A 19,083-nucleotide genomic window follows, 5' to 3' on the forward strand; every position below is an offset into this window, starting at 1 on the left:
GGTGACTTACCGCTTGTCACCTGGCGTCTTCTGTCGGGGTTAGCGGACGGTATTTGAAACAGTGGGAACCGGATTGGCTGAAGTCGGTGATCGCCAAGATCGAGGCTGCTCCAACGCGCCGACCTTCGAAGACGGATGGCAGCACAGTTCGACCGCGACGGCTGGATCGTCGGCTGTCCGCAGAGACGATGGCCGATCTGGTAGCTGCTTACGAGACCGGCACCTCTACCAACCAACTATGCGAGCTGTACGGGCTGTCCAAGGGCGCACTGCTGAAGATCCTTCAGGAGCACGGCATGCAGATGCGAAACCAGCCGATGACGGAGGGGGAGATCGACTGGGCGGTGCGGCTTTACGGCGAGGGGCAGTCGTTGAATGCCGTCGCTCGGCAGCTTGGCAAGGCCAAGGGGAGCGTGTGGAAGGCGTTGCGGGGCGAGGGTGCGATACGTCCGCCCGAACCAGTTGACGGCTTGTTGCTGTCTTCTTGGTGAACTGGGCCTCTCGACGTGTCGGTGGACCTGAGTATTGTCCCTCTGTATGGACGAACCAGACGCTGAATCGGCGGCGACGGCCGGTGAGGAACCGCAAACGCGCGTCACCTACCGGAATCCACTCGCCGAAGAGATGACGCAGCGTGAAGCCACGATCCGAGACATGCTCGGCAGCCGTTTGAAAACCGACATGAATGAGCTAGAGATCACTATCTCCGACTACAGCTCCGACTTCAAGATCGTGTTTGACCATTTCTGCCGTTACCTCCTCGGCAGAGACAACTTGAGTGTGATCAACAGTGACGGCACCCGGCAGTGGAAGCGCAAGTCATCTGGTCTACTTCGAAACTTCTTGGTGTCCCGCATGGCGGTTCGTGACCACACATACGTGTTGGTCAAAAGATACTGGGAGGCCGATCCCGAACTCGCACGGGATGAGGACGCCGAGTTCATGGACCAATACCGAACCAAGGTAAAAGCCATTCTTGTGAAACCGCAGTTCGCATTCCTGCAAGACCTTCGCAACTATGGTGTCCATAAGTCTCTGTATCCGTTCACCTTGCACACGCAGTTCGCTGGCGGGTACATGAAGAACGACATCAAGTTGGACCGCGATAAGCTCATGTCCACCTACAGCAGCTGGAGCGCACCTGCAAAGCAAGACATTGAGTCGCAGGATGGCGAAGTGGATCTGCTTACTCCGATGGAAGAGTGGTCGAAGGCGTGTAGAGAATTCTACGAATGGTTTCACGGTGCGATTACAATCCACCATATGGAGGACTTCCAAGCGGTGGAACGCGCCTTGGAGGAGTACCAAGAATGGCGGCGGGAGACTGGAACAATGCCGCCTGACTGGATAATCAATGGCGGAGAGTCTTCAAGTGCTCCAAAACGACGTTCACATAAGAGTCGCGATGCGCGGAAGAAGCGCAAGCGCAAGCAGAGGAAGCGGCGGTAGCGGCTCCCCAATATGTGAGAACCCCGCCTTGTCCGGACCAAGACGTGGTCTCCGCGAGACAGGTCATGCGAGGAGGCAGAGCGAAAATGACCTGTTACGATGCGCGAAAGCATTCAGGACCCGGAATACTCGACCATCGTGCGGTCCAAGCACTTTCTCATTGATACCGCACGATTTAAGACAAGCGTTCTAGAGAAATTCTTCTCCACTGTCTTGGCGGTGTAAATTCAAGAGCTTGATCAGCCGAAACTGTGATCAAGATATCGATCCCATCAGGTAGTATCAGCGGCTCTTGTGGCACGATTCTGACATCACCGAAATCCTCTGACAATGAACGTGCAATTGAAAATCCAGCACCGCTTGGATGGATGATCAGTACGCCACAGTGTAGTCCACTTTCTCCAACGAAGGACTGAACCATGTTCACCGAGTCGGCGTCTATCCAGCTCTGTATTTTATCCCGGAACGCTCGATCGAGGCTAAAGGGACGACTGTGACCATACTGGTAGCCCGTGAGGAGAATTCCGGGAGTGAAGTCGGAGGTCTCGAATGCTGCAAGATCCTCCGCGCAGGATTGATGAAATCTGAGACTGCAACTTCCAAGGTGCAGTAAATAGGTCATCGACACCTTGTTGTTCCAATTTGAACAGGAGCGGTCCAAGTTGTGTCTCAATCTGGCGGATTGACGGCGCTCCATTATACTCTGAACGCCCCCCGGCGGCGGCAGTTGCATCTGGCATCACAAACCACGTTTTCTGCAAGCCGGGTACACTAATTGGTGAATTCGATACTTTCCTGTCAATTGTCGCGCGGAGATTTTCCAGCTCCCCACTCTTGAGCGCCTTAACTTCGACAGCAGTTCTTGTTGAACGGTAGTCGACGACCGGTCCCGGCCTCTCATTTTCACAAACGCGATCAAGCTCATTATCATCCAGCAACGCTGACACGGCCGCCTTGCCCAACTGCTCTTCCGGACTCTCTTTCAGGCATTTGGGGTGTGTACACGTAGCCATGGTGGAAAGGATAACGCAATCAGATACGGCGTTGAAATCAGATTCCCGAACTACACATAGATAACATCCGACCAGTTGGCTTTAACCGGTGTTACCGCCACCATAGCGCTTCAGCGAGCGATCGCCCCACAGGCGGTCATCCGGTTCAAGTAGCGTCCGTCATCCTCCGTTCCAGTCGGGCTGACAGGATTTGAACTGCGACCCCTTGACCCCAGATCGGATGGAGGTCGAAATCGCAGGTCAAACGCTTTGCACGGAAGTTCATCCGGAGTCCTGATGTGCTGGTCAAGGGACAACGCTCGTAGCGTGCGGTCCCGTTCTGGTCCCGCCCCGAGGCGCCAGCGAGCTTCAGTTCAGAGCAGGTGCGCAGCGTTCCGCACGATCACTTCGGTTGTCAAGCTGGCGACGGCCCGGCCGCCGAGTCCTAGTCAACCCTCCAGGGTTCAATTGCCAGCCACGTAGTTGTCCGCGAAGGCCAGTACGCGCGGGGCAAGAGTCATGTAGGGAGGAATCCACAGCCGACGTGTAAATCCTGGGCCATTCTGCAACGCGTATAAACCCTGTCTGCCGTTGAAACGACCGATCAGCTCCTTCACCGTGGCGGCATCAGTGGCCGTGTTCGGGTACAGGATTGCGTCGAGCTTCTCTTGCAGCTCAACCATCTGCGGCTGGATGGCGTTCACCATGTCCAGCACGCTGGGATCGGCGGTCATCTGTTCCAACTCGCTGCGCTTCAACCATGGCTTCTTCCGAGCCTCTCTCGTGAAGTGAAGCATGTAATCCCGGTCCATGCACACGTTCACCGCTGGTTCCCCGTGCAGGCGTGCCGCGAAGTTGTACTTGAATGCATTGATGTCGCCGTGCAGCAGCGCATCGCGCATCTCTAGCAACCAGCGATAATCGAACGACGTGCTCAGCAAGCCATCGAACAGGTCCAGCACTGCCTGCTCCTCAGTGGTCTTGCGACCGAAGAGGTCACGTACGGCGCGGATCGACTGATCCTTGTGGCTGTGTAATGCACTGGTGAACGAGATCAGCGCCGAACGTAACCTCCGCCGTCGCTCGTCGATGGCGTCCTCATCGACCAACGAGATTCGCCTATCTCGTAAATCGGTGATCACCTCGATCAGCACATCGCAGAATCTGTCGCTTTCATCTGAGACATGCCGCAGCAACTCACTATCCAACATCCGCCGAAGCCGGTCGTACGCATCGCGGTAACACTTATCCTCGTTTTCGGTGAACGAGCACACTTTCGTGAAGATGATTGCCGCATCCACGTCGGGATCTCGGTAGCCCAGGATCGCACCATACGGGTCAGCGGCGGCGGCTGCGTCGGCAGCGGAGTCCTGATCCATCTGCTGCTGAGCAGCCTCTTGAGCTGCACTGATGCCAGTGACAGCGGAAGCGATCCGCTCCTGAATCTCAGCACTCGTGGGCAGCCCCTCTGACAGCCAACGGCGACCATCACGCACGATGCCACCCAGAGCATCCTGTAGGGAGTTCTGTGCAGCGACGCGTGTCATGCGGTCCCTGGCATCAGGGGTGTTGGCATGATCCATCAACACGGCGGTCATCACCTGGGCCAATGCACGAAGGGTCTCGACAATGATGACCATCGCCGGATTGCTCGGCAGCGGTGCGACGTCCGGCGACATCCTGCTCTTCCACACCTCGATTGCATTACCGCAGAAGTCCTCCGGCTGGTCACCCGCAAGTCCGTCCAGGCTGGCGACAAACTCTTTCAGATAGCCGACCCATTCCTGTACTTTCGCCGCGTCTTCCTTTGCCTCTTCCACCTGCTCGCCTTCCTCGGACACCGTCACGTGTTGCGTGGCTCCCCCGTGTGGGCAGCAGAACAGCTTCGCACGGAGGTCTGACAACCGCACTGCAATTTGGGGCGATCTTCGCTGCCCGCACCTCGGCGCGGATCGGTGAGGTGTCCAGGTGCCGGGTGCGCGATATCGATCCGGAGACGTGGACGTGGATGGTGTGGCGGCAGACCACTCCGTCGCCGGCGGGCTAGATGGCAAGGGCACCAACGGAAATCGTGCTCGGGTGGTTCCGCTGATCGAGGAAGTTCTCCGGGTCCCGCTGCATGTCCTCCAGAAGATCGCTGGACACGCGGACAGCCGCACGACCGAGATGTACCTACACCCGGATCTCCGGGAGGTCACCGGTGCGGGCGACAAACTCTCGAAGCACCTGCGGTCCCATTCTGGTCTCGCTCTCCGGGTCGTTTGAAATGCGAACCCTCTCCGACCCAGTTCAGAGAGGGTTTTTCGCGGTCGGGGTAACCGGACGGTACTTGAAACAGTGGGAACCGGATTGGCTGGGCAAGGTGATCCAGAAGATCGAGGCTGCTCCGCTTCGCAGGCATGGGAAGACAGATAGCAGTACCGTGCAACCGCGGCGGTTGGATCGTCGGCTGTCACCCGCCACGATCACCGAGTTGGTTGATGCCTACCGCGACGGTACTTCGACCAACCAGCTGTGCGACGAGTACGGGCTGTCCAAAGGCGGCTTGCTGAAGATCTTCCAGGAGCACGGCGTACAGATGCGGTACCAGCCGATGACGGAGGAGGAGATTGACTGGGCAGTACGGCTTTACGGCGAAGGGCAATCGCTCAATGCTGTCGCGCGACAGCTCGACAAGAGTAAAGGAAGTGTGTGGAGGGCGCTGCGGGGACGAAAGGTGGAGATGCGGCCATCAACTCGGCCGACCTACCAATGAAGCCATTGTGCAAGTATAGCTACTGCGCCCGCGACCAGGAGACCTGCAATAACTTCTTTCGTGAACCGACGGGCAAAATTGGCAAGCTTCTGTAAAATATTCGGCCTCTTTCCCATAGACCGGACATGCAGCACATCGGGTCGGTTCATTAATTGAAGGTCCGGAATGATCTTTTGAATTGTTTCACCATCCGCTCCATCTACAACCATATTCTTGGACATGCTGCCATTGTTTTCGACCGATTCTGCATACATTCCGCCGCTGTTAATTGTTATATTTTCCTCCACGCGGCTACCGCCGCGTAGATGGCCAACGCTAATGCCCGCCGATTGTTTCCTATCTTTCATGAAATACCTCTCTGGCCAGGCGGAAGTTTCCTATATCACTGCGCTCCGGTCGGTAACTAATATTACTGCTGATTACTAAATAATAGTGCGATGCGAATATGTCAATCGTAGATTGACACTATCTCTCACGATTGTGTACTTGCCAAGTTCGTACGGATTCACCGGCCAGCCCTCGTGATGATGCCAATCGTCTTATCAGAAGGCCGGGGCACCGCGAACTGAGCCGGGCCGTAGCCGTGAGCTTCCCTCGTCATGGCCGTGGGAACCCGGCAATGTCAGTCTCGTATGTCCGACTCAAGCCCAAACGATCGAGCCATTCGTTTGCGAATGTCTTGCTTGTGTCACATGCCCATCCGGCGCAGCCAGCTCCTAGCGCCTTGTTCGGAAACCAAGGGGTGCCGAGAGGCTGCTGGTTTTCCATGAAGCCCTGCGCGGTCTTGAGTGTCCGTAAGAACTTGTCCCCATTATCGAGATTGTCCCACTGCGGTTTGGGGTGGATCAGCAGGTTGCGCAACTTCACCATAGTGTTCGTCGTCTGGAACGGCCATGCTCCCTCGTCGAGCCGAGGCTTGCTGGCGAAATCTAACGCGAGCTGAAACTTTTCGAGCGTACGCAGTTGATACTCCGCCACCTGCCACGCCCCCTGCATCTTTGCTACCGCAGACGCCGATAGGACGCTGATCCTTGATGCGCCATGGCCATCGTCGTAGGCATCCTGGAACGTCTCATTCACGAGCGCTTCGAGGAACAGCACCGACGAGGTGACCGCAGAGATCGCGAGCACACGATGCTCTATGTCCGCGACGTCCGACTGGAGAAGTGTCTGTTCCCGCTCACGACACAGGCGGGCGCTGTGCAGAGCTGACCACAGATGGAGGGAGGCGTAGTAGTGGCGAACCTTGACGCTTACGTTCAACTCGGCTGCTACTTTGAGCGAGGCCGAAACCTCATGATCGGTCATGGTGCCCCATCTCAATTGACACCTCACGCAAGCGGGGCCTCCGGCTCGACGCAGGAGCGTGAGTTCTCACGGCTCCACCAAATCCAGTAGATCCTGGTACCTACGAGCCACATGCTCGTTTCGCAACGCTTCCTCCACCTCGTTGTCATTCGCCAGTGCAGCGAGCGGCTCACGTGCAATGTCGACGTCACGTTCGATGAGAGCCATGGCCAACGGTGCACCACTGTTGCTGTAGAATACTCGGCGGTGAATGCCCGCACCATACCCTCCAGGCTCACCTATATAGCACAACACAAGCCATTTCAGGGTGCGTATTAGCTCATCGGGCGGAATGCTGTGCAAGCCGCCGCACTCAATCAAATCTCGTAGCAGTGCGCCATGTCTGGCGTTGCTTCGGAAGTCATATCCAGTAGTCTCCAATAGTTGATTATACGACGCGAAGAACGACGAACGTTGAGCACGTCGAAGATATGGTAAAACGCCTGCGGCATCTGCGACACGGACGTGGGTCTTTGTCAGAGGTTCTCTGCCAACCCTTTCCTGAAATTTCGTCGCAAGGCCAACGCGTACGCTGTCCCTCGTCGTCTCAGCTAGGGCGGACAAGACAGAATAGGAATTTTGCCGCACTATCTCTGGATTTTTCTCATCAAGAGCGTAACTTGTTAGAAACTCAAGTATCTCTATCTGACGTGTGTCCGGAGCATGGCTGTAGTCTTCGACTAATCGAGCATCCGCTGTCGCTGGCACTGAAGCTTGAATCAGATCCTTGACTTCTATGACCTTGAGTAATGTAACGGGATCCTTTGACAGGACCGCTTCGATGCATGTTTTGAAGATGTAGATGCAATCTTCAATGCCAGCCTCGTACTCTGAGTCTTCATGCTCAAGGTCTCGCCGGATATCATAGGTACGCGTCAATCGGCGCCATTCGGCTCGGGAGAGAAGTCCCATCCTATACGATAAATCTATGATCTTTGCCGTTGAATAGCTCTCGATGTCGTCCGAACTTTTTACCGGAGGGAGCTTATGGGCTGCGGCTGCTTCACCAGCAATGTCGAGACCAGCGATAGTGATCTTTTCCCTGAGATCAGCGATAGCGGCGTTCAATAGACGCTGACATGCGCTGCTCGGATCCACCGGCAACAGTCGTCGAACTCGGTCGATCAACCCCTTTGCCTGCCATTGGGGGAGGATTTGCTGCATAAGCTGCGGGACGTCGCTCGCTGCTATTATTTCGACGTCTGGGTGCGCTAATACTATTTCGCCGTCCACAATGCCCTCCGTAAGGCGATACACCCTGCGCTTGTGCTCTGCCCTGGATGTCGGGGACTGGCTAGGGGACGTTACGTGACATGAGCGCACAGTCAGCGTCAAGCGACTGGCGGCCTACTGCCTGGAGATCATTAGGAACTTACAGAGCGGCAGCCACGTCCCGCTCCACCGCCTCGAAGACCCCGATGTCGGTCTTCTGCTGCCACTCCGGCAGTTGTTCCCACGGTGCCACGTAGCTGGGCTTCGGTTCCGGGATGTGCGCGTAGATCTGTCCGATCCAGCAGATGGCGACGAATCGGCCTTTCGTCTCCGGATCGAGGCGCGTCGCGGCACCGTTGGTGAGACGGATGAACTCGGCAACCTGCTGGTACACCGCCGCCGCGCTGGCTCGCTCCCAGTCCGGCGTGTCCTCCCACGGCGTGATGTAGCTGTCCTTCGGCGTACCGGGATAGTGCGTGGTCACACCGGCAATCCAGGCTTCACGAAAGACTTTGCCGCCATGGTTGGTATCGGTGCTCACTGTGCTCCTCATCAGTAGGTGGGTGCGGTTGCCAGCGTAGAGATCTGGTGTTCGAGGTGGGCTACGTGCCGATCGCCCTGCAGCCCGGCCAGTCGTTGCCGCAGTTGATCAAGCCTGCGCCCGAGATAGCCGGATCGGGTGCGCCGCGCAATATCGACGGCGGTTCCGCCGTACCACACTGCCTGGACTGGATCGCTGCGCAGTGCCCCGGCCGCGGCGAGGTCGACCAGCACGCTGGCGCGGCGGCGGGTGGATAGTGGCCGATCCAAAAGCGGCGTCAGTATGGCTTCGGCCGGCTCGGCCTGGCCCAGTTGGATCAGGCAGCTCGCCTGTTCTTCGTCGATGCGTTCACCGCCGAACCGCAGCCACCCCACCAAGGGAGTGTCCGCGAGATCCAGCACTCCGCGCGCAGCATCGAACGACCGCTTACAGCCATCGCTGTCACCGAGGCCCGCCAGGACTTGTGCCCGGACGCTCTCTGCCCAATACCGGGTAGGAAGTTGGCTGTCCCCACCCTGGGCTATGCCGACGGCCTGTTCCACGAGCGGTAGGGCGTAGTCGTAGCGGTTATCGAAAATGCCGATGTAGGCGTGACGTGTCAGGGCACAGGCCCACAGGTCGTAGGCCCGTGCTTCGGCCGCGAACGTGCCTGATAGCGCATAGCAATGGGCGGCCTCGGCCAGCTGGTTGGCATCGAGCAGAATCTCGCCGGACAGTTGGAGGATGTCAGCGATCAGCTCGTGTTGGCGACGGCGCAGCTCGGGGAGACGCGAGTGCCGCAGGCCCTCCACCAAGGTGGTGAGCTGCTCACGGGCAGCGCCGAACACGGCGGCCTTGGTTTCGGCCTGACCGTAGTCCTGCCACAGCAGCTGGTTCACCCGGCCGTACTGCTCAAGCGTGGTTGGATCGGCCTGGCCCGTGGCGGAGGAATAGCGCAGCCGATCCCAGTCGATCCCCACCGGGGCCGCGAGGGTGGTTGTGGCAATGCTCAGCAGCCGCAACAACTCTCGCCGGTTCATATCCGTAATCTCCGTGGGGTACGCCCCACCGGGTATAGCGGGGTGACTGCCACCCACAGTAGTAGATCCGCCGCCAGGGACCGGGGGAGCGCCCACAGTGTTCGCCGCCCCGCTCACGGTTACGTCCGCCAGTTCAGCGCTGGTCGATCCGTCATTCGCGGCGCCAGCCCGCCGGGAAGATATATGGTGCCGTTGCCGCCAGACTGCTTCGCCCTCGGCGATGATCTGCTCGAAGCGTGCCCGATCTTCGGCAGTTGCCCGCTGGTCGAGCGTGGTATCCAGGATGGCCTGCGTGGCGGAGCGCGGTTTCACCGCGGAGAGGCCGGTCCGCCAGTTGGTCACGGTGGTGGATTCGAGTCCCAGCAGGAGGGCGAAGTCGCGCACCGATCGCCGCATCGCTTCTTGCAGCGCGGCTGCCTCAAATCCTGTCCATTCCCGCCCTCTGACCATCGCCCCACCTACGGTACGCCCTGACCAGGTCAAACCCATACGTTAGCCACACAGTACGCCACCACTAGGCACTCGCGAGGAAAACTGCCTACCCGCCACCCTGAAGAGGCATTATTCGCTGCATCTACAGGGGGAAATCCCATGCCTCGCAATCTATTTCGCGTCATCCTGCTTGCTAGCGCCGTGACGGGTTCGGTACTCGTTGGTGCCGGTGAAGGTTCGGCGACGACAACACCGAGCCGGTGTTCAGTAGCGGCACCTGTGCACACCGGTGTGCCCGAGCACATCAAGGAGTGGTGCGACCGCCAGTACTACGACGAACTCATACCCGGCTGCCAGGCGCGTTTCAAGACGTCGGACAAGCGGCGGCAATGCTACGAGCTGGTCAATCAGTGGTATGCGGATTGCCTCAGCGGCAAGCACTATCCGTTCCGGTGGGCTGCCGCGCGCCTGCCCGAAGCCGAAGCGGCGGAATAGGATTACGTCATGCCAATTACCTGGGAGTTGGGCGAACCGATCGCTGTGCGGACGCTGCATCGCGGGGAGGAAGCTGTAACGGTGGAGATTGGTCGGCCTCGGCCGTACATGGAGAGTGAAGACTTCTTCTGCCCGTTCCGGATCAAGGGCACCGAGCTACTGGACGAGGGCTACACCGTCGGCGTCGACAGCGTCCAGGCCCTCACCCTGACACTGGCTCGCATCGGTGATGTTCTGGCCGCCAGCGGCGATGGCTACACCTACCTCGGTGGGGAGGATCTGGGGTTCCCGCGGAGTTCAGGCTAGGCAGTTCAGCACCGATGAGAGCCCGTCAATCATCAGGCTGGCGGGCTCTTTCGTTGGGCAGCAATATATTTGAACGCGCACCCTATGTCAGCGGTTGCTCCCTGAGATACCCGTCCAGCTCCGCCACCGGCGCTGTTCCCTGCCACTGCGTCATCGAGGCCCGTACCGTTTGGATGCGTTCGGCCAGCTGCACCGAGCGGTTCTGCCGTGCCCAACCGGCCGCATCCATCAGGGCGCTAACCGCGGGTTCGGGCTGATCCGATTGCACATAGGTTGCCGCTAAGTAGAGCTTGGAAAAGGCGTTGTCGCGCACCATGTGCGGATCATGCAGCGCCAGCGACTGTTCCGCCTTCTCGACCGCCCGATCCGACTGTCCGAGGTTGAGGTAGCACTGACTCTCGGTATGCGGTAAAAAGCCGTCGTCGTAGAAGTAGGCCAGCGAGGGCTCCTGTGCCCCTTCAGTTTTCGCCCGCTGGTATGAGCTGTGTGCCTGTTCCAACGCCGCGAAGCATTTTGTCTCGTCCCCGGCTTTGGCATAGGCGCGAGCGAGTTGGTCGTAGGCGAAGGTGTGCACCATCGGCTCGGCCTGCTTGGTGCTGGCCACCGCGGTCGAGGCGTAGTCGACCGCCAGCCCCAGCCGATCCTGTGCCTTGGCAACATGGCTCATCCGAGCCAGTGTGAATCCGATCAGGTCCGGGGCGCCCGCTTGATGTGCTGCGGCGTGCGCCACTTCAAAGTAGCGCCAGGAGTTGGCGAACTGGCGTGCATCGAGTGACAGCCATCCGGCCAGACCCGCTAACTTGCTGTACACCGCAAGCAGCTGCGGCTGCAGGCGGGCGGGACAATCCGCCAGCATGGCGTGCAGCAGACGCAGCTGCGCCTGCGCAACGGTCAGAACGGCCTGGGCACCCTGGATATCGTCCTGGCGCCGGCAATAGTCGCAGATCCGATCGAAGTGCTCGATCAGGGCAGCGTCCACGCGCGATGGCTCGTCCACGGCCTTGACGAGGCGTTCGTGGGCTTCGGTCAGACCAGCAGCACCGAGTGCCAAGCCCGCCATGGAGCCTGTTAGTACCTGTAGAAACGTCTTGCGCTCCACAACATCCTCCCCTTCCACACCCAGAGGACTGCCTCCCACGGTAACCGCTTCGGGAAGGGGTGAGGAGATGGCGCTGCTCGGATGCCGTGTGGGTTGGAGCGCGCTCGGGTCGTCGGTGAGTGGACGATCATGCCGCTGCCGCCAAACGGATTCGCCCTCGGCCACAATTTGGTCGAACCGCGCCCGGTCTTCCGGGGTGGCCCGCTGCTGCAGGGTGGTATCCAGCATGGCCTGGGTGACAGACCGGGGCAGCACGCTCCCCAGGCCACTGCGCCAGTTGATAACGGTGGAGGGATCAATTCCTAACAGGGCGGCGAACTCCCGCACGGACTTCCGCATGGCCTCCTGCAGCGCCACGGCTTCAAACCCGGTCCATTCCCGCCCTCTGACCATAGCCTTACCTAAGTTCAACCGTTCTGACCTGGGCAAATACGTTCAGTAGCCCCACACTACCCCACCACTAGCCTGTCGCGGGCCAAACCCCTTGGGGGCCAAGGTAAAACCGGTACCCGGTACCAAGCGACGCCGTACCCCCTCGGGCGGCGCACCGACCTCAGTGCCGGGGTCAGTGGCGAGAGCCCTTGGTGCCGGGTACCGCTCAGGCCGAAACGGACCCAGCTCGGGGAGGTACCACGCCATGCCCTACACGACGCTCGCCATTCACCAACTCGCCACCATGACAGAATCCGAAACGCACCTCGCACCGGATACGCCCTTCACGGTGGCGCAGGCTCACACCATCACGCAATTCCACATCGCCTGCCGAGCCATCAAATGCCCGCGTAAGGCAGCGGCGCTGCAGGTGCTCGCCGAGGCCGACCGCCTGAAGCCGTCTACGATCCATCCGCGGTGATCCGGGATGACGGCTATTTCAGGGGACGACGCACCGGACGATCGGCCAACGCGGCCCAGTGATCCGGACGGTACTCCTGACGCTATTCCTGAATGGGCACCGTTGGAACCGTTGCCCTCATCCGAGATGATCCTGGCCGCGTTTTCAGGCCGTCAGGTTGTCACGGCAAGCGACATCCTGCATCCGGCCTTCGACTTGGTGGAGTGCCAGCGGGAGTACCGGCAGGCGTTCGATGTTCTGGCTGATGCAACAGCGTCGTATGCGCAACTGAAAGCAGCTGCGGCAGCGCTGGTTTCGGCTCAGTGCGACATCGAGATGCTGATCACCATCATTGACGAAGTGGTGCGGGAACGGTTGGCACAGCGGCGCAATCGGCTGGATGGTGCACCCCCTCCACCACCGCCGATGCTGGCCCCATCACCGAACTCGATGCCCGTCGACGGCTTGCTGCTGGAGCCGTTGCACACCGAGAGCATCGGTGAAATTGCCGCCCGGATGGCGGATCTCTGGGAAGCCATCATCGCCAAGGCCCAACAGCGGAACTGCGATGAAGTTCCGGAAGCTGAGCAGTTGGTGGAGCTGTGCAAGGGCTACGACTACTTAGCTGCCGAGATCGAATCCGGCCGACGCCTGCTGCCGGGGGTGTGATCGCCCATGCGGCCAGCTCGCCCGCCTCGACGTATCCGCCATATCCACATCGAATCCGGTGCGCTGAGCCTCGACTACCAAGCCAGCGAGGAACAGGCACAGAACGTTGCGGACGAACTGGCGAGTGGATTCGGCGAGCTGGAGCTGGTTGTGACGATCGACGATGACGTGCGCGCCGATCTTCCGGCGCTGCCCTGCAGCGACTTATGGGACTAAGCGCGAAAGCTGTTCCACCCCAAGCATTTCCTATCTTCCCGATACAGAAGGGATTCCCCTGCATGCCCGAAAACAACGCCACCACGTCCACCGACCGCCCCGCCTACCACATCTTCTACGGCGCCGATCCCGAGCGGCCTTTGGCCTTCACCGTGCCGCCGGTGGAGGCGACGCCGGATCAGCCGCTGCCGGACACCGGATCGTTCTTGCGGGTCTGCGCTGGAATGGAGGAACCAAGCACGGTGATGCTCCGTACAGCACGGGAGCTGGTGGGCATCTGGCGACATGTCCATGATGAGCGGCCCAAAGACACCGCCAAGATCAATGAGCAGCTCAATTTGTATGTCTGGTTCATCGACCGCGAGGCGGGTGGGCACACCAAAGGGATTGTGTACCAACGGGATGCGCCACTGAGCCCATCGACGTACGGGCAGTGGGTGGCGTGGCTTGTCTGGAAGTACCTGCTGTATGCCCTGCGGCAGAACGATGCTGAGCACCACGAGCGCGATGCGGCCGAACTTGGTTGGTGCATCGAGTCGTTCAACGAGTTGGTGGTGGCGGTACGGGAGGGGCGGCTGCGCCTCCCCGAGGAACAGGGGCCGGAGGGGGATGGGACGGAGTTTCCACCGAGGCGAGTGTGGCCCGACGCTGGGCTTCAGTCGAGCGGGACCGACCAATGACCTCCCCAGAACCCATACACTTCCGGAACTTTGTCCAGGCAGACGGCAAGCTGGCCGAATTCATGTGCCAAGTGCACCTGATGGATCTCACCACGGCGCGAGCGTGGGAACTGCGGTATATCCATCGCTTTCACCACCCGGACGAGTGCATTGTGCACCTGGAGGCGGCGTACCTGCTGCTGCAGGATGACGATGGGTGGGGCAGCTTGGCGCTGCCCCACGGCGATGGTTGATCCGACGTGTCGTCATCGCTAGTCGTCATCCTGTGGCCCGCCTCGGTGTTCTTCACGGCGGTGCTGAGCTTCCGGGTTGGTGTGTGGTGGAAGGAGATTCACCAGCCGGGGCGGCATATGTTCGTTCCTGGCCGTCACAGTGACGATGCGATCGGTGCCACCGCGTGGCCGTACCAGTCGCATGGTCTTCGCGGAAGTGACGGGGCGCGGCGGCACGAAGTATCGCTACTTCGTTTGCCGCGGTCGTGAGGATGGTGTCTGCGATCTCCCGCATCTTCGGGTGGAACTGGTCGAGGAAGCGATCGCAGCGCACTACGAGACGCTGGCCTTGCCGAGTGACTTCATCACCGCGCTTCGTAGCCTGCTGGACGAAGTCCTGGCTGATGAATCCGCCAGCGTGAGGGAGCGACACGCCTCCCTGCAGCGGCAATTGAAGAAGCTCGATCAGAAAGAAGATCGGCTGGTTACGGCACTGGCAGACGACACCATGCCGACGGGCAAGATCAAGGCGAAGCTGCAAGACATCCGAGTACAGCGCCTACGGATCGAGGCCGGGCTGACCGATTCCGCAGCAGAACTCAGTCTTGGCGTCGATCTCCTGCGTGACGCACTCCGGCTGGTATCCAACCCACGCCAGCTGTACCAAGACGGCACTGATTCGATCCGTCGCCTGCTCAACGAGACGTTTTTCGAGCGGTTCTACCTGGACGATCCAGATGTGGCCGACGATGAGAAGACACCACTGTTCTCCGAGTTGCACGATGCTCATCGCGCCTACCGGGAGCGCAGCACCGGAGCGGCGGAAGGACTGAAGCTTGCCGCAGGTCGGGCTGGCCATCAACCAGGCACCCAGTCCAAGCGATCGACGCGACGGAGGCGTCCGTCCGGCACAGACGATGGAAACACCAGGTTGAACGATCAGGCAGTAGAGGAGAAAAACGCCCCTACCCTCGCCAGTGTCTTTTCAGTCACTGGTTCAGGTAAGGGCGCTCTGGTCGGGCTGACAGGATTTGAACCTGCGACCACTTGACCCCCAGTCAAGTGCGCTACCAAGCTGCGCCACAGCCCGTTGCTCCCGCTTGCGGCGGGTGCTCGATGAGATTACCCCAGGACCCCCGGGTGTCACCAAATCGGCACTGTGCGGGGGCTGGTGGGCGTGTTGGGGGCGGAGTTGGGTGGTTCGGGGGGCATGGTGCGGTGGGATGTGCAATCTTGTTATCGCCCAACGATATTGACCGCCGGATCGGGTGGTGAGGGCGGCGCGCATCGGAAAGGGGGTGCGGCGGGGACATGGTTGTGCAGCGGAGGTCGCGGCGCCGGTCGTCGGGGAGCGGGGTGCCCAGGAGCGGTGGGCCGCTCCGGGATGTGGCTCGTGGGGCGCCCGCGCCGGTCTGGCCGGGGATGATCACGTCCGCGCGGCCGCGGCGGCATGCCCGGGGGCGAGGGCGGCGCGGGATGCTGGTTGGGTCGGCGGCGATGATCGGGTCGGTGGCGGTGGTCGGCGTGCTGGTGCTGGGCCGGGTCGATGCGCATACGCCCGCGACGGCGCCGGAAGCGCTGGTGGGCGCTGCCGATCTGAGTCTCGGCGGCGGACCGGAGTGCATCCCGACGCGAACCGAGCAGTTGGTGCGGGGGAACGGGGTGGGATCGACGGGGTCGGGGCCCGATGTCATCTTGGCGTTTCAGCACGCGTACTACGTGGCCCGCTCGGGGTTGCGGGCCCGAGCCGTGACGACCCCCGACGCGTGGGTGTCACCGGCGGCGGTGATCGATGTCGGGATCGCGACGGTGCCGACCGGCACCCGGCACTGCGTGGAGGTCGCGCCGCAGCCGGACGGGCGGTTCGCCGTGACGATCACCGAGAACCGGCTGGATCGATCGGTGCGCACCTACCGTCAGGAGGTGACCGTAGAGGTCCGCGAGGGTTCGACGGTGATCACCCGTATCGACCCGGTGCGCCCGCGACGGTAGGTGCGGTGGCGACCCGGGAGTGGTGGCAGATCGCGGGGCGGTGGCGAATTGACGTACGGGCTGACCCCTCGTGCAGTGCCGGACCGGGGGCGGACCGAGGAGTGGTGCCGAACCGAGAGGCGGTGCTGAATCAACCTCCGGTGCCGAACCGATGTGCGTGCCGAACCGATGTGCGTGCCGAACCGATGTGCGTGCCGAACCGATGTGCGTGCCGAACCGGCGGGCGGCGCTGCCCAAAGGCGACATACCTCGGCTCGGCGCATCGGGCGCAGTCCATATTCGAACTGCCAGACACCAGGGACGGCGTGTCGCGGTAGCGGCACGGGCGTCGCGGAGTGACCATCGGGAGATGCGGGAGACACGCACTTGACCGAGTGGTCGGTCGGGTAGCCTCGGGCGGGACACGCAGTCGACAGGAACGGGGCGGCGCATGGACGACCGGATCGAGGAGTTGCTGGCGAAACTGGACCTGTCGTCGAAGGCCCGGTTGATCTCGGGGGCCGGAATGTTCCGGATGGCGGGCGATCCGGCTATCGGGCTGGCCGAGATGCCGGTGTCCGACGGTCCGTCGGGGGTGCGCGGCGAGAACTGGGACGAGCGCGATCCGTCGGTCAGCCTGCCGTCCGGCACCGCGCTGGCCGCGACCTGGGACCGGGACCTGCTCGGCGAGATCGGCGGGCTGATCGCCGCGGAGGCACGCCGCAAGGACGTGTACGCGGTGCTGGGGCCGACCATCAACCTGCACCGATCCCCGTTGGGCGGCAGGCATTTCGAATGCTTCTCCGAGGATCCGATGCTCACCGCCGAGATGGCCGACGCCTACGTTCGGGCCGTGCAGCAGCACGGGGTGAGCGCATGCCCAAAACACTACGTGGCCAACGACTCCGAGACCGATCGCTTCACCGTGGATGTGCGCGTCGACGACCGGACGCTGCGCGAACTGTACCTGTATCCGTTCGAGCGCAGCGTGCAGGCGGGCGCCTGGATGGTGATGGCGGCCTACAACTCCGTCGACGGCACCACCATGACCGAGAATGGGCTGCTGGACGAACCGCTCAAGGGCAGTTGGGGTTTCGACGGCGTGGTGGTGTCGGACTGGACCGCGGTGCGGTCGACCGAGGGCGCCGCGCGGGGGACCGATCTGTGCATGCCCGGCCCGCCGACGCTGTGGGGTGAGCCGCTGCTGCAGGCGATCCGCGCGGGTACCGTGCCGGAGGCGGCGATCGACGAAAAGGTCCGGCGCATCCTGCGTTTCGCGATGCGCGTCGGTGCGCTCGACGGATCCCCGCGTCCCACACCGGATTTCACCGACGCGCAGTCGCGAGGCCTGGTGCGCCGCGCCGCCGCCGAGGCGATGGTGCTGGTCCGCAACGACGGTGTGCTGCCCCTGCGGCCCGATACGACGGTCGCACTGCTGGGCGCGCCCGCGGCCGAACCGCGGCTGATGGGCGGCGGCAGTGCCACGGTGATCCCGTCGCACACCAGCACGCCGCTGCAGGGTCTGCGAGACGCCCTGCCGGTCACCTACACCCCCGGCGTGTGGCTGTCGGACGCGCTGTCACCGGTGCCGCTGGACCTGATCACCGACCCCGAAACCGGCACGCCCGGACTGTGTCTGCGTTATCTGGACGGCGAGACGGTCCTCGATACCCAGCACCGCGCCGCCGGCAACCTGGTGCTCTTCGGTGACCCGTCGGCGGAGCGCGCGTCGGCGGTCGAGTTGCGCGCGACATTGCGAGCCGACCGGTCCGGCGAATGGCGGATCGGCGTCGGGGCGCTCGGGCACGTGCGGCTCGATCTGGATGGCGAGACCGCCGCCGAGGGTGATGTCGGATTCGAGGGCAGCGATCCCGTTGCCGCACTGCTGGATCCCCCGCAGCGAACGGTGGCCCGAACACTGGCCGAGGGCCAGGAGGTCGACGTCCGCATCACCATCGGCAACCTGACCGCGATGCCGGGACTGGGCGTCTTCCTCGGCGTGACGCTCGGGGCCGAGCGCCCGCGGCGTTCGCCGGAGGACGAATTCGCGGCCGCGGTCGAGGCGGCGCGCACCGCCGACGTGGCGGTCGTGGTGGTCGGCACCACCGAGCAGATCGAGAGCGAGGGCACCGACCGGGCCACGCTGCGGCTGCCGGGCCGTCAGGACGAGCTGGTCGCCGCCGTGGCGGCGGAGAACCCGCGCACCATAGTCGTGGTGAATTCCGGTGCGCCCGTGGAGATGCCGTGGCGCGAGGATGTCGCCGCGGTCCTGCTGTCGTGGTTCCCGGGGCAGGAGTTCGGGGCGGCGCTGGCCGACGTGCTCACCGGCGCGAGCGAACCCGGCGGCCGCCTGCCCACCACCTGGCCGAAGACCATGGCCGACGTCCCGGTGCTGAACACCACCCCCGACGGCGGCGCCCTGACCTACTCGGAGGGCGTGCACATCGGCTACCGGGCCTGGCTGCGCGCCGGGATCGAGCCCGCGTACCCGTTCGGCCACGGACTCGGCTACACGACATGGGAATTGCGCAATCTAGACGTCTCGGGCCGGACCGTCACCGTCACGGTCACCAATATCGGTGAGCGCACAGGCAAACAGGTCGTGCAGGTCTATCTCGCCCGCGAGCACAGCGCGATCGATCGGCCGGTGCGCTGGCTGGCCGCCTTCGCGACCGTGACCCTGGAGCCGGGGGAGTCACAGCGCGTGGAGATCGCGTTGCCGCAGCGGGCATTCGAGCACTGGGCCGACGACGGGTGGGCCGTCGAGCCCGGCGTCTTCGGCGTGCACGTCGGCACATCGGTGATCGCCCTGCCTCTCGCGGCCGAGATCGTCGCCTGACCGTATTTCCGGCTGTG

General features: G+C 62.0%; 21 protein-coding genes and 1 tRNA gene. 13 read left to right on the forward strand and 9 right to left on the reverse strand.

What is annotated here, in order from left to right; genetic code table 11:
- Window positions 1-86: 86 nt before the first annotated feature.
- Window positions 87-491, forward strand: coding sequence for a helix-turn-helix domain-containing protein (locus tag NM1_RS09590; RefSeq protein ID WP_068016771.1), 405 nt, complete (start codon window positions 87-89; stop codon window positions 489-491).
- A gap of 46 nt (window positions 492-537) precedes the next feature.
- Window positions 538-1,449: a hypothetical protein gene (locus NM1_RS09595; protein WP_068016774.1), complete on the forward strand. Its 912-nt coding sequence runs from the start codon at window positions 538-540 to the stop codon at window positions 1,447-1,449.
- 175 nt (window positions 1,450-1,624) lie between these two features.
- Here the strand turns inward: NM1_RS09595 and NM1_RS42105 are convergent, their stop codons facing one another.
- Entirely contained in the window at window positions 1,625-2,071 is a 447-nt protein-coding gene (locus NM1_RS42105; protein ID WP_147288823.1) for a hypothetical protein, read from the reverse strand.
- A gap of 834 nt (window positions 2,072-2,905) precedes the next feature.
- Window positions 2,906-4,288: a hypothetical protein gene (locus tag NM1_RS09600; protein WP_246010761.1), complete on the reverse strand. Its 1,383-nt coding sequence runs from the start codon at window positions 4,286-4,288 to the stop codon at window positions 2,906-2,908.
- A 482-nt stretch (window positions 4,289-4,770) separates the two neighbouring features.
- Between NM1_RS09600 and NM1_RS09610 the strand changes: the two genes are divergently transcribed.
- Window positions 4,771-5,196: a helix-turn-helix domain-containing protein gene (locus NM1_RS09610; protein WP_255286179.1), complete on the forward strand. Its 426-nt coding sequence runs from the start codon at window positions 4,771-4,773 to the stop codon at window positions 5,194-5,196.
- Here the strand turns inward: NM1_RS09610 and NM1_RS42110 are convergent.
- From NM1_RS42110 to NM1_RS09625, 5 genes are all read right to left on the reverse strand, one after another.
- Complete coding sequence (locus NM1_RS42110) at window positions 5,187-5,543, reverse strand: hypothetical protein (RefSeq protein ID WP_147288822.1); 357 nt, start codon at window positions 5,541-5,543, stop codon at window positions 5,187-5,189. The genes NM1_RS09610 and NM1_RS42110 overlap by 10 nt on opposite strands.
- A gap of 250 nt (window positions 5,544-5,793) precedes the next feature.
- Complete coding sequence (locus tag NM1_RS09615) at window positions 5,794-6,504, reverse strand: hypothetical protein (RefSeq protein ID WP_068016779.1); 711 nt, start codon at window positions 6,502-6,504, stop codon at window positions 5,794-5,796.
- Window positions 6,505-6,570: 66 nt separating this feature from the next.
- The gene (locus tag NM1_RS40965; protein ID WP_084519326.1) at window positions 6,571-7,776 is read right to left on the reverse strand and encodes a hypothetical protein; all 1,206 of its coding nucleotides are present in this window, start codon (window positions 7,774-7,776) and stop codon (window positions 6,571-6,573) included.
- 139 nt (window positions 7,777-7,915) lie between these two features.
- The gene (locus NM1_RS09620; protein WP_246010759.1) at window positions 7,916-8,296 is read right to left on the reverse strand and encodes a hypothetical protein; all 381 of its coding nucleotides are present in this window, start codon (window positions 8,294-8,296) and stop codon (window positions 7,916-7,918) included.
- An 11-nt stretch (window positions 8,297-8,307) separates the two neighbouring features.
- On the reverse strand, window positions 8,308-9,765 hold the full coding sequence (locus NM1_RS09625) for an NsdA family TPR-like regulatory protein (RefSeq protein WP_147288821.1): 1,458 nt from the start codon (window positions 9,763-9,765) through the stop codon (window positions 8,308-8,310).
- A 273-nt stretch (window positions 9,766-10,038) separates the two neighbouring features.
- Between NM1_RS09625 and NM1_RS09630 the strand changes: the two genes are divergently transcribed.
- The gene (locus NM1_RS09630) at window positions 10,039-10,242 is read left to right on the forward strand and encodes a hypothetical protein (protein WP_147288820.1); all 204 of its coding nucleotides are present in this window, start codon (window positions 10,039-10,041) and stop codon (window positions 10,240-10,242) included.
- A 9-nt stretch (window positions 10,243-10,251) separates the two neighbouring features.
- On the forward strand, window positions 10,252-10,548 hold the full coding sequence (locus NM1_RS09635) for a DUF6968 family protein (RefSeq protein ID WP_068016789.1): 297 nt from the start codon (window positions 10,252-10,254) through the stop codon (window positions 10,546-10,548).
- 82 nt (window positions 10,549-10,630) lie between these two features.
- On the opposite strand, the gene NM1_RS09640 is transcribed toward NM1_RS09635, so the two are convergent.
- Complete coding sequence (locus NM1_RS09640; RefSeq protein ID WP_147288818.1) at window positions 10,631-12,004, reverse strand: NsdA family TPR-like regulatory protein; 1,374 nt, start codon at window positions 12,002-12,004, stop codon at window positions 10,631-10,633.
- Between the two features lie 280 nt (window positions 12,005-12,284).
- On the opposite strand from NM1_RS09640, the gene NM1_RS09645 reads away from it, so the two are divergent.
- The 6 genes from NM1_RS09645 (at window position 12,285) to NM1_RS42115 (ending at window position 15,307) form a co-directional block, all read left to right on the forward strand.
- Window positions 12,285-12,500 (forward strand): hypothetical protein, encoded by a 216-nt coding sequence (locus NM1_RS09645; protein ID WP_068016797.1) that lies wholly within the window; start codon window positions 12,285-12,287, stop codon window positions 12,498-12,500.
- Between the two features lie 126 nt (window positions 12,501-12,626).
- Window positions 12,627-13,148, forward strand: a complete 522-nt coding sequence (locus NM1_RS09650; protein ID WP_068016800.1) for a hypothetical protein — start codon at window positions 12,627-12,629, stop codon at window positions 13,146-13,148.
- 6 nt (window positions 13,149-13,154) lie between these two features.
- Entirely contained in the window at window positions 13,155-13,364 is a 210-nt protein-coding gene (locus NM1_RS09655; protein WP_068016803.1) for a hypothetical protein, read from the forward strand.
- Between the two features lie 62 nt (window positions 13,365-13,426).
- The gene (locus NM1_RS09660; RefSeq protein ID WP_068016807.1) at window positions 13,427-14,044 is read left to right on the forward strand and encodes a hypothetical protein; all 618 of its coding nucleotides are present in this window, start codon (window positions 13,427-13,429) and stop codon (window positions 14,042-14,044) included.
- Window positions 14,041-14,277: a hypothetical protein gene (locus NM1_RS09665; protein ID WP_068016811.1), complete on the forward strand. Its 237-nt coding sequence runs from the start codon at window positions 14,041-14,043 to the stop codon at window positions 14,275-14,277. Before NM1_RS09660 ends, NM1_RS09665 begins: the two co-directional genes overlap by 4 nt.
- 181 nt (window positions 14,278-14,458) lie before the next feature.
- Complete coding sequence (locus tag NM1_RS42115; protein WP_114699394.1) at window positions 14,459-15,307, forward strand: zinc ribbon domain-containing protein; 849 nt, start codon at window positions 14,459-14,461, stop codon at window positions 15,305-15,307.
- On the opposite strand, the gene NM1_RS09675 is transcribed toward NM1_RS42115, so the two are convergent.
- Window positions 15,270-15,346 (reverse strand) — tRNA-Pro (locus tag NM1_RS09675). The two genes, NM1_RS42115 and NM1_RS09675, sit on opposite strands and share 38 nt — an antisense overlap.
- 386 nt (window positions 15,347-15,732) lie before the next feature.
- Here NM1_RS09675 and NM1_RS09680 point away from each other — a divergent pair.
- Together NM1_RS09680 and NM1_RS09685 are read left to right on the forward strand one after the other, a co-directional pair.
- A complete protein-coding gene (locus NM1_RS09680; RefSeq protein ID WP_246010758.1) occupies window positions 15,733-16,248 on the forward strand; it encodes a DUF8176 domain-containing protein in 516 nt (171 codons plus the stop codon).
- Between the two features lie 430 nt (window positions 16,249-16,678).
- Window positions 16,679-19,066: a beta-glucosidase family protein gene (locus NM1_RS09685; RefSeq protein ID WP_068016820.1), complete on the forward strand. Its 2,388-nt coding sequence runs from the start codon at window positions 16,679-16,681 to the stop codon at window positions 19,064-19,066.
- Window positions 19,067-19,083: the final 17 nt, after the last annotated feature.

Origin of the sequence: Nocardia mexicana NBRC 108244 (assembly GCF_001613165.1) — a bacterium.
GTDB lineage: Bacteria > Actinomycetota > Actinomycetes > Mycobacteriales > Mycobacteriaceae > Nocardia > Nocardia mexicana.

What these genes read in the sequence shown, in the direction of transcription:
- NM1_RS09595 (WP_068016774.1), top strand. Translation starts at nt 538, where the DNA reads ATGGACGAACCAGACGCTGAATCGGCGGCGACGGCCGGTGAGGAACCG.
- NM1_RS42105 (WP_147288823.1), bottom strand. Translation starts at nt 2,071, where the DNA reads ATGACCTATTTACTGCACCTTGGAAGTTGCAGTCTCAGATTTCATCAA.
- NM1_RS42110 (WP_147288822.1), bottom strand. Translation starts at nt 5,543, where the DNA reads ATGAAAGATAGGAAACAATCGGCGGGCATTAGCGTTGGCCATCTACGC.
- NM1_RS09615 (WP_068016779.1), bottom strand. Translation starts at nt 6,504, where the DNA reads ATGACCGATCATGAGGTTTCGGCCTCGCTCAAAGTAGCAGCCGAGTTG.
- NM1_RS09625 (WP_147288821.1), bottom strand. Translation starts at nt 9,765, where the DNA reads ATGGTCAGAGGGCGGGAATGGACAGGATTTGAGGCAGCCGCGCTGCAA.
- NM1_RS09635 (WP_068016789.1), top strand. Translation starts at nt 10,252, where the DNA reads ATGCCAATTACCTGGGAGTTGGGCGAACCGATCGCTGTGCGGACGCTG.
- NM1_RS09645 (WP_068016797.1), top strand. Translation starts at nt 12,285, where the DNA reads ATGCCCTACACGACGCTCGCCATTCACCAACTCGCCACCATGACAGAA.
- NM1_RS09650 (WP_068016800.1), top strand. Translation starts at nt 12,627, where the DNA reads ATGATCCTGGCCGCGTTTTCAGGCCGTCAGGTTGTCACGGCAAGCGAC.
- NM1_RS09655 (WP_068016803.1), top strand. Translation starts at nt 13,155, where the DNA reads ATGCGGCCAGCTCGCCCGCCTCGACGTATCCGCCATATCCACATCGAA.
- NM1_RS09660 (WP_068016807.1), top strand. Translation starts at nt 13,427, where the DNA reads ATGCCCGAAAACAACGCCACCACGTCCACCGACCGCCCCGCCTACCAC.
- NM1_RS09665 (WP_068016811.1), top strand. Translation starts at nt 14,041, where the DNA reads ATGACCTCCCCAGAACCCATACACTTCCGGAACTTTGTCCAGGCAGAC.
- NM1_RS42115 (WP_114699394.1), top strand. Translation starts at nt 14,459, where the DNA reads ATGGTCTTCGCGGAAGTGACGGGGCGCGGCGGCACGAAGTATCGCTAC.
- NM1_RS09680 (WP_246010758.1), top strand. Translation starts at nt 15,733, where the DNA reads ATGCTGGTTGGGTCGGCGGCGATGATCGGGTCGGTGGCGGTGGTCGGC.
- NM1_RS09685 (WP_068016820.1), top strand. Translation starts at nt 16,679, where the DNA reads ATGGACGACCGGATCGAGGAGTTGCTGGCGAAACTGGACCTGTCGTCG.